Genomic DNA, 14,690 nt, shown 5'->3' with positions numbered 1-14,690 from the left:
AGCATTCGCTCTAGCAGGTTGTTCTCTGCTTTGCGAGAGGAATGGACGACTTGTGCCGACGAAGAACTCGGCGCTCCAGCATACCCTGACGGCTTCACCGCTTCTCTTTGCTGGCAGCTCTCTTGCGAGATATTCTGCTTTCTTTGCTCTTCATGCGAACGCATCGTTTTCCTCTCTCCTTTCGGTTCGGCCCTTCCGTAAGCTGTTGCAACAGCTTACGTACTATGGCCTCTGCTGACTCCTGCCGGTTCAGCGCAACCTCTCGGCTACGGTTACAAGTTTTTTTTCCTTGCATATCCGACAGGCCTCCCCAGATAAGAACGCCATCTTTCCGCCCGTGCCTGCCCAAGTCTACGGCTACAGCCCTTGGCAGCTTTGGATTTCGTCATGTATTGGTGACTCATCCGACTGCGACCGCCTCCAATTGGATTCGTGTACCTCAGGCCGTGCTTTTGCCTCCGGCTTCCTTCAGATTCCACCTCACGGTGGACACCCTTGCCCTTGGCTAACGGTAGGCGCTTGCCAGCCCCCGCTCGGGACTTTCACCCTAGAGATGACGCCCATGCTGGGCGTACAACCAAAAAACACCTTCTACATAAATGTAGAAGGTGTTTATCTGTGAGAGTTATGGCAGGAGTTGCTTAACTACCTGATTGACAAGTCTGCCGTCTGCCAGGCCTTTGACCTTAGGCATCAACGCGCTCATCACTTTCCCCATTTCGGCTTTAGAAGAAGCACCGGTTTCCTGGATGGTCTGCTGTACAATGACTTTAATTTCTTCTTCAGAAAGCTGTTCCGGGAGGTATTCCGCAAGAATCTCCGCTTCCGCTTTCACTTGCTGGGCAAGATCGTCACGACCTGCTTTTTCAAATTCTTGGAGGGCATCTTTGCGCTGTTTGATTTCACGACTTAGGATATCAAGCACTTCATTATCGTTCAAAGTTCTTTTCAAATCTATTTCAAGATTCTTTATCGTAGCACGAACCATTCGTATGGTGGAGAGCTTGAACTTGTCTTGATTCTTCATCGCTTGCTTCATATCTTCGTTCAATCGCTCGCTAAGATTCATCGTTAACTAAATCCTCCTAAAACTTTCTCTTACGAGCAGCCTCGGACTTTTTCTTGCGCTTTACGCTTGGCTTTTCATAATGCTTGCGTTTCTTCACCTCAGCCAATACCCCATCTTTCGCGATGGAACGTTTAAAGCGACGAAGTGCAGCATCAATTGTCTCGTTTTTGCGAACTTTAGTTTCAGACACCAGTTTTCCCTCCCTCCGACCAGACCGTCCAAGAGCATAACACGGTTCATCAAACTTCATTATAGGGGAAAGGGAAATAACGTGTCAACCTGGGCGCCCGGTTTTTTCTCTGCCAGTTTCTCTATCAATCATTCATAGCGCATGCGAATTCGAAGACTGTACCAACGCGCCAAGCTTGGCCCCTCCAAGCAAGTGATAATGAATATGCTGAACCGCTTGTCCGCTATCAGGTCCACAGTTGTTGATAAGACGGTAGCCACTCTCCGCAATTCCCAGCTTCCCGGCCAGATCCTGGGCGATTCGATGCATCTCTCCGATCAGGGCAAAGTCTTCAGAAGCCACTTCATTCATCGATCCGATATGCTTCTTGGGAATAATCAATACATGAGTCGGCGCCGCCGGTTGGATATCATGAAATGCCAGAAAAAGCTCATCCTCATAAACCTTGTTTGACGGAATGGATCCTTCGATGATTTTACAAAACAAACAGTTATCCATGAGCAAATCCTCCTAGTTCTGCTAATAGGGCGCTCTCAGACACACCCCAACACCACTGCTCTTATGATACCGAAAAAACACAAAAAAAAGAAGCACCCTGCCGCCTCAACAATTGAGTTGGCTGATCGCACGGACGTATTGGACGGAAAAACAGACATTGCTCTCTGTAACCAATACGTCCGGCGGGGTACTTGCAAAATATGATGTCGGCTAACTGTAGTATAACAGGGGGGTGATACTGTATCTGTGATATACATCACCCCGAAGAATCTATTTTTCAACTTACTACAAGTGTGTTCAAAAAGTCGGGTTTACAGGACCAAGAAGGTTGAATGAAGCTAGGGACTGAGTAGCGCAGCGTACATACTGGGTACGTGAGCAACTCAAATGTTTCTGAAAGAAACATACTTCGGGAGCATAGGCTAAGTCCCGGCTGAATTCAAAATTCGACGTCGAATCCACTTCTCGAACAGCTTCGTCCTGGGAAGACGACTTTTTGAACTACCTCTTTAAATGCATGTTCAAAAAGTCGGGTTTACAGGACCAAGAAGGTTGAATGAAGCTAGGGACTGAGTAGCGCAGCGTACGCACTGGGTACGTGAGCAACTCAAATGTTTCTGAAAGAAACATACTTCGGGAGCATAGGCTAAGTCCCGGCTGAATTCAAGATTCGATGTCGAATCCACTTCTCGAACATCTTCGTCCTGGGAAGACGACTTTTTGAACTACCTCTACAACCGTTCTGTCTCGATGCGTGAGCCGGCTCCACCACTATCCGCAGGAATTACAACCAGCTTGCGCGCCAGCCTGGTCCGCAGTTCAGCCACATGGCTGATGATCCCTACAGACAGATGATCGTGGTGCAAATGCTCCAGAGAAGTAATTACAGTATCCAGCAATTCGGGATCGAGCGTTCCGAACCCCTCGTCCAAAAAGAAGAATTGGAGCGGGTACTGACCACGAAGCTGAATTTGGGCCGATAAAGCCAAGGCCAACGCTAACGAAGTCAAGAAGGTCTCGCCACCCGACAAAGTAGCCACCGGACGTTTTGCGCCGCCGTTGGCATCATCCCGAATCACGAATCCACCGCCGGAATCTGTCTCCAGCGCGTAGCGTTGCTTGGTCAAGGAGCGCAGACGCTGGGAGGCCGCATGACTGACATTCATTAACTGCTCCTCGGCGACATACTCGACAAAAGCATTGCCCCGCAGCGAGGTTTGCAGCTTACCCAGCAGGCCGGACTCCCGTTCCAGCTCGCTGCGCCTTTGCTCCAGCTCTTGCCAGCGGGTATGGCGCACCTGCAGTTCCTCCCAGTCTCGCTCCGTGCGGGCATGGAGCTGCAAGGCCGCCTCATCCAACTGCTTGGCAGCAGCCAATCCGTCCACACTCGCTTGCCATTCTTCACTGCCAAGCGTCTGTCCTTGCAGCTTGGCGTCCAGTTCGTTAATCGATAATTCCAGCTCTTGTTCTCTGCGCCGATGGTACTGGACCTTTTCCGCCAATCTCTCGCCTTCGCCGGGAGCAAGCTGGCTCTCCAGCACATCTTCTTTGACCTCAAACGGTGAGGCTTCAAGCTCGCCAAGCCAGCGAAGCTCAAGCTGCTCCGCTTGCTCCTTGGCCGTTAATGCCGCCTGCAGGGCAAGGGCCTCGACTTTGGCCCGCTCATGGCTTTCAGCTACTGCAGCGGCCTGCTGTTGACGTGTCGTCTCCACCTGGCGGCGCAGTCCTGCAAGCCGCTCCCTTGCCTCGCCAAGCTGTGCCTCTACCGGACGTTCTCCAGCCCAGACATGCAGCCGTTCTTGCTTTTCGCGCAGCAGCTCTTGCTTGCCCTGCTCCTGTGCTTCCCATTGGACCAACTGCTTGTCCAGTTCTATGGATTCCTGGGCCAGTGCCAGCAGCTTGGCCGCTTTGTCTTCAAGGTAAGGAATGCTGGCTTCCAGACGTTGCCGAAGCTCTTCAGCCAACCGATCGTTGGCCGAAATCTCCTCCAGATGACGTGATGCTTCCTCCGGCTTGATCCCCGGAAATAAATCCTCCCATTCCTGTCGTCCCTGAACCAGGGCTGACTCGAATCCGGCGCTGCGGAGGGCCGTCTGCTCTACAAGCTCACTGGCTGCGGATACGGCTGCTTCAGCAGTAGCACGCTCCAGTTGCAGGGCTGCAAGTGTACTTGAAGTCCTGCGCACCTCAAGCTGCAAGGCCGCCAAGTGATGGCGCACGGCCTCATGCTGGTCGGCATACTCCTGGACATGCTGACGAAGCCGGGTCGCCGACAATTCGTCCTGTTCCAGCGAAGGGCCAACCAAGGCTGCTGCTACCTCATCCTCGGCGGTGGAAGGAACCTGCCGTCGCTCTCTTCCATCTTCCTCACCTGGCTCTATGCCAAGGGAGTCAAACCACGTTCGGCAATTCGCCCGATCACGGGACACTGCCATAAGAAGGTCCCGGCAAGCGGATGTTAGCTCGGTCCATTCCTCAAGCTGGCTCTCCCCAATTTGGTGCGCTCCTTCCGCCTGTCCGGCAAGGACGGGATGGTGCGCCGAACCGCACACAGGGCAAGGCTCGCCCTCGGCAAGCTCCCCCGCCAGCCGTGACGACCACAGCCTTCGTTCCTGCGCCTTCAATGCCTGACGCAAGGCGGCTTCATGCGTCGTCCATTCCTGCAAACGAGCAGACAGCAGACCTTCTAGCCGGCCAAGCTGCTGCTCCGCGACGGCTACCTGTCCTTTCAGAGCCTCCGTGGCTTCTGCAGCTTGCTGCATGTCCCTGGAGACCAGGGCCAGCCTGTCGGCAGCCTCCTGCAGCTTAGTGCGGCTCCGAGTCTCTTCCGCAGCCGCCTTGGCCGATTGCTCCTGAAGTCCTGCGAGCCGCTGCGCATGCTGGACCGCCGCCTGCCTGCGCTCCCGCTCTTCACTTTTGACAACGGCTCCCTGCAATTGCTGCTCCAATGTACGCTGAAGCCCCTGCGCTTTGCTGAGAAGCTCCTCCTCCTTCGCCGTCTGCTCCTTCAGCGCAAGCCGCTGGCGCATTCCTTCCTCGCGTCGCCCGGCCAACTGCCGCACCTCAGCCGCCAGCGCCTCCGCCTCCGCCTGCAGGCCGCGGGCCTGCTCTAGCTGCTCCAGCTTCACGAGCAGCTCCGGCTCGCTGTGCTCCAGCGCCTGCAAGGCGGCCCGAGCAGCGGATTCCGCCTGCCGAGCACGGGCTGCGCAAGCTTGCGCAGCCTCCTGCGCCTCGGCAGCCTGCCGCTCCCGCTCGGCCGCACCGCGCCGGGCGTCCTCCCAGGCCGTCAGCACCGGCCTGATCGCCTCGGCGGCGGCTCCGCGCGCCAGCTTCGCTTCCAGCGCCGCCACGGCGCCGTCCTGCGCGCGCAGCGCAGCAAGCTGCTCCACGCGCTGGCCGCGCTCCACAGACAGCTCGCGAACGCGCGCGAGCTGATCATGGCGCTGCTGTGCCTCCAGCAGCGCGCGCCGCCGCTGTGCGGCCTGCGTGGCGGCCTCTCGCAGGGCATCTGCCGCCTGCTCCAGCGCCTCTGCCGACGCATGGCCCAGCCCTTGCTGCTCGGCTGCCGCTTCCGCCCGGCGCTGCTCGGTCTCCTTCACACGGCGCGATAGCTTTTGCGCCAGCAAATCGCCGTATTTCTCCAGATGGAACAGCCGTTGCAGCATAGCCCGCCGTTCAGCGCCCCTCAAGGAAAGAAATTCGGCAAACTTGCCTTGCGGGAGCACAACCGCCCGTGTGAAGTCATCCATCTTCAGTCCGATCTTCTGCTCGACACAACGCGTCACATCGGCCAGCTTATCGGCAAGCACCTTCTCGCCCTCCGGCAATATCTCGATAAAGCGGCTGATCGTATTGCTTACCGTCAATTCGCTTTGCCGTTTAAAGCGCCGCTCCACCCGGTAACACTCTACCTCGGCCGCTGAAGCCAACTCAAAGGTGAAGGCCACAAACAAGCTGTCTTCCGCATGGTTCATAATTCCCTGGGTGCCGCCGGAGGCTCGGCCCACCTTACCATACAGGGCCAACGTAAGCGCGTCGAGAATCGTTGATTTTCCACTTCCCGTCGGACCAAAGATACCGAACAGCCCTGTCTCGCAAAGCTCCATAAAATCGATTGTCTGTAACTCCCGGTAGCTCTGTAGTCCCGCTAATTTCAGCGCAATCGGCTTCATCTCTGGTCAACCCCTTCCTCGGAAGCCTCGTCCTCATCTTCAGACACCAGCGACATAAACAACTCTACCAATTCCGCTTCCGGCTCAGCTCCACCGGTCTGCCTTTGATAGAACTTACGGAACAGCTCCGGGACCGGCATGCCGGCCCGCGACACAAACGCTTCCTCGCTATCCCGCCCCGGGTATACCGGACGAATATGTACGATTCCTTCATGAGCCTTGCGCAGCGCCTGAATATCACCCAAAGACATCGCTTCGCTCAAGCTGAGTTCAAGGTCAATGAATGCCTCCGCATCTTTCCCTTCCCCCAGCCAGCGGTACACCTCCTCCAGACCACCGCGGCAATTCCACCGAACCAGCGGACGGCCGCTGCGGAGAAACAGTTCTTCAAGCCGAGGCTCGCGCCCTGGCTGAATATCCAGCAGCATCACTGATTTGGCTTGTCCCGCTTCGGAGAAGGAGTATGCCAGCGGAGAGCCGCTATATCTCGCAAGTCCCGCTCCCTTTACAGCTTGAGGTCGATGGAGATGGCCCAGCGCTGTATATTGCGCCCCGATATCCAGAGCCAAAGGATCAACCGTATAAGCCCCTCCGACTTGAATCGGACGTTCGGAATCCGATTCAAGTCCCCCCAAAACATAAATATGGCTCATCGCCAAATTGACCGTATCCGGGCGAAACGCCGCTGCCAGCTCCTGCATCAGCTTGCCCACCTTGGCGCTATAGGCCAGTCGCAGTCCCGATTCATCCTCATCCCCTGCCAACACTTCAGATAGTCTGGCCTCCGATGGATAAGGCAAAGCAGCAATTACGGCCAGCTCCCCGGTTCGTACCACGGGAATCCGCAACGGCTCAGAGGCTGGCAACCCCACCAGCGAGATCCCCTGACGGGACACCAGCGGCGATACAGCCGATACCCGCTCCGGCTGGTCGTGATTGCCGGCAATCACCGCCAAATGCCCTCCTGCATCGGTCAGTCTGGCCGCTGCATCATAGAACAGAGCCTCGGCCGCTGCCGGAGGGTTGACGCTATCATAAACATCTCCCGCCATCATCACCAGGTCAACCTGCTGCTCTCTAACGATCTGCACCAGTTCATCCAGAAACTGTTCCTGTTCGGCCAGCCGGCTGCGTCCTTCCAGCGTACGTCCCAGATGCCAATCGCCTGTATGCAATATCCGCATTTCTTCCTCCCCTTCATCGCCATATATCTTGCCAAACTATAAACGGACGGCTGCTCCGCTATCGAAGAAATATAGCCATCTCTCATCTACGGCAAGACCCGTAATTTGTCCGACCGCCCTGGCGTAGAGCTCAAGCTGAAAACGGTAGGTTTCCGTGAGCGCCGCGACACCGCCGCGATGCTCCAGTACACGATCACTCTTGTAATCCAGTAAAAAGAGCTTCCCGTCCACGGAGAACAAACAGTCGATAATCCCCTGAATCAGTACAGTTTCCCCGGCCAATTGCTGAACTTCATCCGTAAATGTCCCAGGCTCTCCAGCTAATCCGCCTAACTGAGGCGTCGCTTCCGCCGCAGGCAACCCATAGCTGAACGGAAGCTCCCGCTTCACCCAATCCGCGCGGCGCAGCAACTGCCCGAGCGGGCTTTGCAGGAGACCCACAATCGCTGCTGCATCAATGGCGGCAGCCTGCTCCATAGTCATGATTTGCCGTTCAATCAAGCGCTCCAGAGTGGACTTGACGGTATCCTCTGCCTCCCCGTCACCAAAGGGTAAATGCTGCATTAGCGTATGGTAGGCTGTCCCCCGTTCGCTTGGGGTCAGCTTGCGCTGCTCCATAAAGCGCGGGCGGCGCAGGTGAAGCGTAAGCTCCGGCTCGCCTGATGCTTCCGCTCTGCTTAATTGCTGCTGCAGTTCCACTTGGGCAAGGGCATCATGGGCAGGCTCCTCCTGCATGGCCAGCAAGGCCTTCATCTCGGTGACCGTCGTCTTCGCGGCAATACGGCTGGCGGTCCTGTAAGGATAGCTCCAGCCTAGTCGCTCTGCCACCTCAGCACCCAACCCGGCAGTTGCAGGCTCTTGCGGCAATCTCGCCGATGGCTGGCCGGTCAAGAATGCCTGAAGCTGCGCCGGATCAAAATCGGCATGCTCTGCCGTTGGCGCCGCCGCTTCCGTCCCGCTCGCGCGACTTGCATCACGCGAAGATAAATAAGCGATATGCCAGTCCGAAGGACTGTCTGCAAGCACGGAGGAGGCCGTCTCCGGAACCCCTGCGAACCGCCGCAATTCGGCCGCACTGCGGTGGCGAATCAGGGAGGGACCAATCCAGTCCAGATAACTGCGTCCTCTAGCCAGCACATAATCAGGCAGTTGCAGCTCTTCATCTTGCAGCACACTAGCCCAGGATTGAACGGAGCGCGACAAACTTTTAACTGAAGACACCAACACCAGCTTATCCTTCGGACGGGTCAACGCCACATAAAGCACTCGCATTTCCTCGGCTAACAGCTCCATCTGCGCCCGCCTCCGAATCGCCAGATTTGGTAGGGTAGGGTAACTGACACGGGTATCCGAATCCACAAATTTGGGACCAAAACCCATATCCTTGTGCATCAGGAAGGGAGCATTCAAGTCCTGACGGTTGAACTGCCGGGACAAGCCTGCCACAAACACAACCGGAAACTCCAGTCCTTTACTCTTGTGAATCGTCATGATCCGTATCCCGTCTCCCTGCTCTCCTGCAGCAGATGCAGCCCCGAAATCGCCCCCGTTCTCACGCAAGCGATTGACGTACCGCAGGAAGCGAAACAGACCCGGTGCAGCGGCGGATACCTCATATTGCCTTGCCCGATCCAGCAGTGCCAGCAGATTGCTTTGCCGCTGGCTTCCTCCAGGCAAGCCGCCAACCCATTCGGAGTAACCGGTTTGCCGATAGATATCACGAATCAGGCTAACCAGTTCTCCCTCCCTGGCCATCGTACGCCAAGCTTGGAGTTGCTCCAGAAAAGCCTTCAGGCGGATGCCCAGCTTGTCCCCTGATGCTTCTAGCAGCTTGTCCAGCTTCTCCTGCTCCGGTTCACTGCCAGCGTAGGCTGATCCGTCCTCAGATGCAGCCAGCACCGCATCAAAGTATCTTTGGCCGGGAGCAGCCAGCCGGATATGGGCTAACTCCTCTTCGGAGAAATCATATAAGGGGGAGCGAAGCACTGCCGCCAGTGGAATGTCCTGCAACGGATTATCAATGACTTGCAGCAGAGATAAAATCGTCTCCACTTCAGATGCCTGAAAATATCCCTGGCTCAATTCCCCATAGGCCGGTATCCCCATAAGCCGCAATTCCTCAATGATAGCCGGAGCCCAGGTCATCGTTGATCTAAGCAGAATAACCATATCCCGATAAGCTACTGGCCGCATAGCCTCGGCTTGCTTGTCATAAATATGCAATGTCTCGCCGCCCTCGCCCAGCATTCCGCGAATGCGTGAGGCTATGGCTCGCGCCTCCAGCCTTACCGCCTCAAGTAAGGCGGCCTCATCTTCGCCATCTGGCCCATGACCGCCCTCGCCCGAATCATCGCTACTTCCGAAATCCCCGCTTTCTTCCCCTTTACTCACCGTTTCCCGGTCTATCAGCAGCAGTTCTGGACGGTAATCCTCTGTGGTGTTTGGCAGGAAGCCTTCTCCATATACCAGCTCAGCGCGGGCATCATATGAAATTTCCGCGACGCTTTTATTCATGATTTGACGGAATAACAAATTGACCGCATCCACCACTTCACGGCGGCTGCGGAAATTACGTGCCAGATCGATACGCAGGCCATCTCCGGCAAAATCTTCTCCGTAAGCCTGATACTTTGCCTGAAATAGCCCCGGCTCGGCCAAGCGAAAACGATAAATGCTTTGCTTCACGTCACCAACCATAAAGCGATTACCCGGTGCTGTACGTGAAATCAGGCGCACGATATTCTCCTGCACGGTATTCGTATCCTGATATTCATCAAGCAGCACCTCCTCAAATTGCTGTCGATATTCCATCGCGGCATCCGACGGCCGCAGCTCACCCGGAACGGAATCAGGATGGCGCAAAATCTTCAGGCAATAGTGCTCCAGATCGGAGAAATCCAGCCAGCCCTTCGCTGTCTTCTGCAGACGATACCGCTCGCCGAACTCAATGACGAGTTCAGACAAGCCTGCAAGCAGCGGAGCCATCGCATGCATCTCCTGCAAGAAAGCTTCCGCAGGCCGCCCGTATAATTGAACACGCAAATCCGCTACGGCCTTCTTCGCTTCCTCACGCATGGCTTTGACCCTTTCTTGCAATTCCGGATCGGTCTGATCCTTCTTGCAAGGCTTCAGCTTGCCAAACTGCACCGTCTGGAACTCCGTGTACAGGGAAGCCCAGGTTCCCGCATGTACGGCATTCCGAAGTGACTGTACCATCTGCATATCCTGTTCCAGTGTCGAGGCATAGGGCTCCGGCCCGCCCGGTGATAAGGCTACGATTTTCGCTTGGGAGAGCAGGCTATACGCTCCATTCAGGGACAAGGCCGTATCTGCCAGAATGCCGGCTGCCCATTCGCTTTGCTCCAAGGCAGAGACATCCGGAAGCCTAAAAGCTTCAGCCGACTGGCGAAGCCAGTCCTCAGGCCATGGATGGCTCCGGGCAAAATCATACAGTCGCTGGATCAAAGCAAATACCGCTTCATCGCTACGCTCTCCCCCGAACAAATCGACCAGAACCCAAAAGGGACTGTCTGCCGGCTCATTGCCGTATTTATCCTCCAGCAATTCTTCGAGCACCTCTTGGCGCAGCAAAGCCGTTTCATTCTCGGCTGCGATGCGGAAGCCCGGATCGAGAGGAATCAGCGTATAGTAGCGCTGAATGACCTCCATACAGAACGAATGGAGTGTAGTGATCGAGGCCCGCCCCAACATCGCCAGTTGACGACTGACGTACTCATCCCCCGGGTCCTTGGATAGCTCCTTCTCCAGCGCCTCCGTAATCCGTCCCCTCATCTCGGCGGCAGCAGCTTTGGTAAACGTAGCGACAAGCAGCCGATCTACACCAAGCGGCTGCTCCCGGTCCGTCAGCTTGCGGATAATCCGCTCAACCAATACAGCGGTTTTGCCTGAGCCAGCCGCTGCGGCCACCAGCATATCTCCGCCAGACAAGGCAATTGCGCGCCACTGATCGTCACTCCAATAGCTGCCCTGGGGCTTGGGTTTCATCGTCATGCTCATGATGGATGGTTCTCCTTTCCGACAACTTCACCCAGAAGCTGCCATATTTCCTGCTTGCCGGGCTTGTTTAACACATGATACGAGCTGCCCTCCAACGATTCTTCAAACCGGCATACCGGCTTATAAGGGCAGAAAGTACAAGCCGTCTCCAGCCCCAAGCGATAAGGAGCTATCTGTACGTCACCATCCGTGATACGCGTACCGATATCAGCGATCGTATGGCGCACCGTCCCCAGCAATGTCTTCCACTGCTCAGGTGTCGCTACCGATGCGCTGCTGTAGAAGCCGCCATCCGCTTTAATGGCTACGGGCAAAATTTCAGAATGCCCTTTCTCAAGACTGTTGTCCATTTTGGCAATAACATCGCGGTCCGCCATGAGCAGTCCTTTCATTTTGAACCGTTTCAATAGCTCCTGCCGGGCTTGCTCGGGACTCATCCCGTTGCTGCTTTGCAGCAGCGGATTGTGGACATGGAAATACAGCGTTCCCGCCGGCAAGGCACTTTCACCCAGCCATTCCTCTGCTGAGGACACCAGCACATCCAGGTACGTCAGCATTTGCAGGGAAAGACCATAGTAAACCTCGTGCAGCTTAAGATCGGTTTGGCTAGATTTATAGTCAATAACCCGCAGGAGCAAGCCTTCTTCCCCCTCGGCCACATCCACACGGTCGATCCGGCCCACAATCTCCATCACGCAGCCATTAGGGAGTTCAAAGATCAATGGCGGCAGAGGGCGGCCTGGTCCGAAGTCCAGCTCCAGACCAATCGGCTCAAAGCTGCCGCGACGCGCTTGCTCACCGAGAATCAAAGAGGCCCGGCCCACGATATTTTTCAGTTTGCGAGAGATGTAGCCATAACGCTTGGAGCTTAGCAATATTTCCCCCTGCAGCTTCGGAGCCAGATCATCCACCGCCGCCTCGGCTTCGCGCAGCACTTCCTCGGGTGTCAGACTTCCCCAACTAAGGTTCTGCTCCCTGAAGCTAATAGCCATCTGGCTAAGCGCAGCATGGAACAGTTGACCGATATCCGGCGCCTTCAACCGGTAAAGCTGTCTTTCCTTCAGCTTCAACCCGTGGGAAGCAAAATGCGCAAACGGGCACGCAGAAAATTGCTCCATGCGCGACACACTCGTACGCAGCCGCTTGCCATATAGCTTTCGACTCGTAGCCGGGGTAAGCCCGCGTACGCGGTTACGGTAATTAAGCGAGCCTACCAACCGTACCGCCCTGGTCTCCCATTCCGGCTTGCCCTTGTACCACTCCAGCACATGCCACCATAACGGCGATATGGATTCCCCCGTTCTCCAGCGGCGCAGTTGCCTGATCAAGGTGGCCAGGGCAGGGCCAGGCTTAGAGACAAAGGCAAGCTCCTCCGTAGCCGTTCCCCCAACGGGAGACGCACCTATCGCCCGTTCCGTCAAGGCAGGAAACGGGAACATCCGCTTCACCTGGCGAATCACTTCCGACGGCAGCAAGGCTCCTCCTTCTCCGTCAGATATCGCGTAGCTGAGCCACAGAGATTCGCTGGCTCCGGCCAACGCTCCGTAGATCAGAAAGCGTTCATCGAGCAAGCTCCGTGTCAACCCTGGAGCCAGCTCCAGGCCAACCTCGGACAGCCGCTGCTTCTCCTGTTCGCTGAGCAGCCCCTCCTCCTGAAGACCGGCCGGCATCACGCCCTCGTTAACCCCCAGAAGAAATAAATGCTTGATGCGACCTGAACGCGTGCGGTCCGTGCTGCCTACCAGCACCTGATCCAGGGAAGGAGGAACAAGCGCCAGCTTGAGCCCCTTCATCCCTGTCTCCAATACTCCGGCAAATAGCTCTGGCTCCAAATGCTCGTCCCCCATCATTTCTGCGATCTGATCCAGCAGATCAAGCACCGAACCCCACAGCTGACGGTGCTCCATGGCCTGGCGCGGCTGTCCGTTCTGAAGCAACCGATACGCCAGCAGGTCAAGGTGCTGTGCCGCTTCTGTATCCTCCAGGAGCTGATATACCGCCGCACACATCTCAGTAGCTGTAGCAGCTTGCTTTAACCGCTTCTCAAATTCGTACAGCGGGCCAACCACCACCGACCGGCAACGCTCCAGCAAATCGAGCTGCTCCTGAGCTCTACCGGAAGCCGCCGTCTCTCCCTGCTCCAGTGACAGGCTGGGAGCACCCTTCCAGGGCCGTCTATCGAACCAGCGATAGCCTTGAATGCCGCTGGCGAGCACATAATTTTCCAGCATGTCCATATCCTCACGAGTGACGCTGCCGTCCAGGGGAAGTAGAAACTCACTCTTGATGCAACGAAATACATCGTCATATTTCCAGAAGCCCAACACAACGTCCATAGCCGAGCGAATAAATTCTATGAGCGGATGGTGCAGCATGCTTGTTTTTTGATCGAGAAAAAAGGGAACTTCGTATTCTTCCATTAACGGTGCGATCAGTTGATCATAGTCTTCAAGGCGGCGCACCAGCAAGGCCATCTCCCGCCAACGCACACCTTCCTCTCGTGCCAGACGAACCATTTCACGCACCGCTCCCTCCACTTCAGACCGTCGCCCGTCGGCCCGGTGAATGGACAATGCGCGGCTCAAGTCCTTTGGCGGCTCGGCATGAGGCCAAGAAATACGCCGCTCATAGGCGGATTCCAGAAAGCCCAGCGTCTCGCTCCGCTGAAACCGGGGGTAGGGACGCTGGTCCAGCAGCTCTGCTTCGGCAACGTCAATTCCTGCTTCCTGCGCTAGCTGGCGCAGCTTCACATAGGCCGCCGCAGGAGTATGAAACAGATTTAATTCCTGGGGCAGGCTGCCATCATCATATGGACGATCCAAAGTCAAGGATACCGTTACGGAAGCCGAAGCCTTTAGTAGAGCAACGATAGACGTGTATTCCTGTGGTGTAAAGGTATGGAAGCCGTCTATCCAGATTTTAGCTCCACGCAAGTAGGCCGACTCCGGTGCTCCTTGAGCCAGCTTGATGACATGATCCTCATTATCAATGTACAGCTTGGACAATTCCAGGTCGAATTCGGCGAACAGAAGGGCGAGATCATGCATTTTATCGATAAGCAACGGCGATTCGTCGATCCGGCTTTCAAGAACATCCTTAAACCTCGACAAATCGGCAAAATCCACATTATATTTCTTCATCTCCGTATATAATCCGGCGATTCGTTCAATGAGACCAAACTGGTCGCCACCTTGTCCAAATAACCTCAGATTATCGCGGTGCCTCCGCATCAGCTTATACAGCAGCATCTTTTTGCCTTCATCATGAATAGGCACAAGCGCCGAGCCACCGATCTCCTGCATCACGCGCAACGCCAAACGGCGGAAGCCTAGCACCTGTGTGCGCACAGTGCCGGGCAAGTCAGAAGCTCCGGCAATTTGCTGCTCAATCTGGAAGGTCCCCTGCTCCGGCGTCACAATAATGAGCGGCGGGCCAATCGGGTCCTCTTTAAGTTCCTCCGCTACCCGAGACAAAATCAAGCTGCTTTTGCCACTGCCAGCACGGCCAATGATGAAATGTAAGGACATGGAATAACCTCCTGCAACGGACAATTCTTTCGT

At 55.9% G+C, this 14,690-nt stretch carries 7 protein-coding genes; all 7 read right to left on the bottom strand.

Annotated features, from left to right (window positions below):
• Positions 1–625 precede the first annotated feature (625 nt).
• The gene (locus C557_RS0115370; RefSeq protein ID WP_018752776.1) at positions 626–1,069 is read right to left on the bottom strand and encodes a GatB/YqeY domain-containing protein; all 444 of its coding nucleotides are present in this window, start codon (positions 1,067–1,069) and stop codon (positions 626–628) included.
• Between the two features lie 16 nt (positions 1,070–1,085).
• On the bottom strand, positions 1,086–1,259 hold the full coding sequence (rpsU, locus tag C557_RS0115365; RefSeq protein WP_005547957.1) for a 30S ribosomal protein S21: 174 nt from the start codon (positions 1,257–1,259) through the stop codon (positions 1,086–1,088).
• 132 nt (positions 1,260–1,391) lie between these two features.
• Entirely contained in the window at positions 1,392–1,757 is a 366-nt protein-coding gene (locus C557_RS0115360) for a histidine triad nucleotide-binding protein (protein WP_018752775.1), read from the bottom strand.
• Between the two features lie 731 nt (positions 1,758–2,488).
• Positions 2,489–5,929: an AAA family ATPase gene (locus C557_RS0115355; protein ID WP_018752774.1), complete on the bottom strand. Its 3,441-nt coding sequence runs from the start codon at positions 5,927–5,929 to the stop codon at positions 2,489–2,491.
• A complete protein-coding gene (locus tag C557_RS0115350) occupies positions 5,926–7,113 on the bottom strand; it encodes an exonuclease SbcCD subunit D (protein ID WP_018752773.1) in 1,188 nt (395 codons plus the stop codon). The genes C557_RS0115355 and C557_RS0115350 overlap by 4 nt, the downstream gene beginning before the upstream one ends.
• 36 nt (positions 7,114–7,149) lie before the next feature.
• Complete coding sequence (gene addA, locus C557_RS0115345; RefSeq protein ID WP_018752772.1) at positions 7,150–11,130, bottom strand: helicase-exonuclease AddAB subunit AddA; 3,981 nt, start codon at positions 11,128–11,130, stop codon at positions 7,150–7,152.
• The gene (gene addB / locus C557_RS0115340) at positions 11,127–14,657 is read right to left on the bottom strand and encodes a helicase-exonuclease AddAB subunit AddB (protein WP_018752771.1); all 3,531 of its coding nucleotides are present in this window, start codon (positions 14,655–14,657) and stop codon (positions 11,127–11,129) included. The genes addA and addB overlap by 4 nt, the downstream gene beginning before the upstream one ends.
• Positions 14,658–14,690: the final 33 nt, after the last annotated feature.

Origin of the sequence: Paenibacillus sanguinis 2301083 = DSM 16941 (assembly GCF_000374825.1) — a bacterium.
Lineage (GTDB): Bacteria > Bacillota > Bacilli > Paenibacillales > Paenibacillaceae > Fontibacillus > Fontibacillus sanguinis.
This window is presented reverse-complemented; position numbering and strand designations above follow the sequence as displayed.

Coding starts and splice junctions, on each gene's coding strand:
- C557_RS0115370 (WP_018752776.1), bottom strand. CDS start 1,069: ATGAATCTTAGCGAGCGATTGAACGAAGATATGAAGCAAGCGATGAAG.
- C557_RS0115360 (WP_018752775.1), bottom strand. CDS start 1,757: ATGGATAACTGTTTGTTTTGTAAAATCATCGAAGGATCCATTCCGTCA.
- C557_RS0115355 (WP_018752774.1), bottom strand. CDS start 5,929: ATGAAGCCGATTGCGCTGAAATTAGCGGGACTACAGAGCTACCGGGAG.
- C557_RS0115350 (WP_018752773.1), bottom strand. CDS start 7,113: ATGCGGATATTGCATACAGGCGATTGGCATCTGGGACGTACGCTGGAA.
- addA (WP_018752772.1), bottom strand. CDS start 11,130: ATGAGCATGACGATGAAACCCAAGCCCCAGGGCAGCTATTGGAGTGAC.
- addB (WP_018752771.1), bottom strand. CDS start 14,657: ATGTCCTTACATTTCATCATTGGCCGTGCTGGCAGTGGCAAAAGCAGC.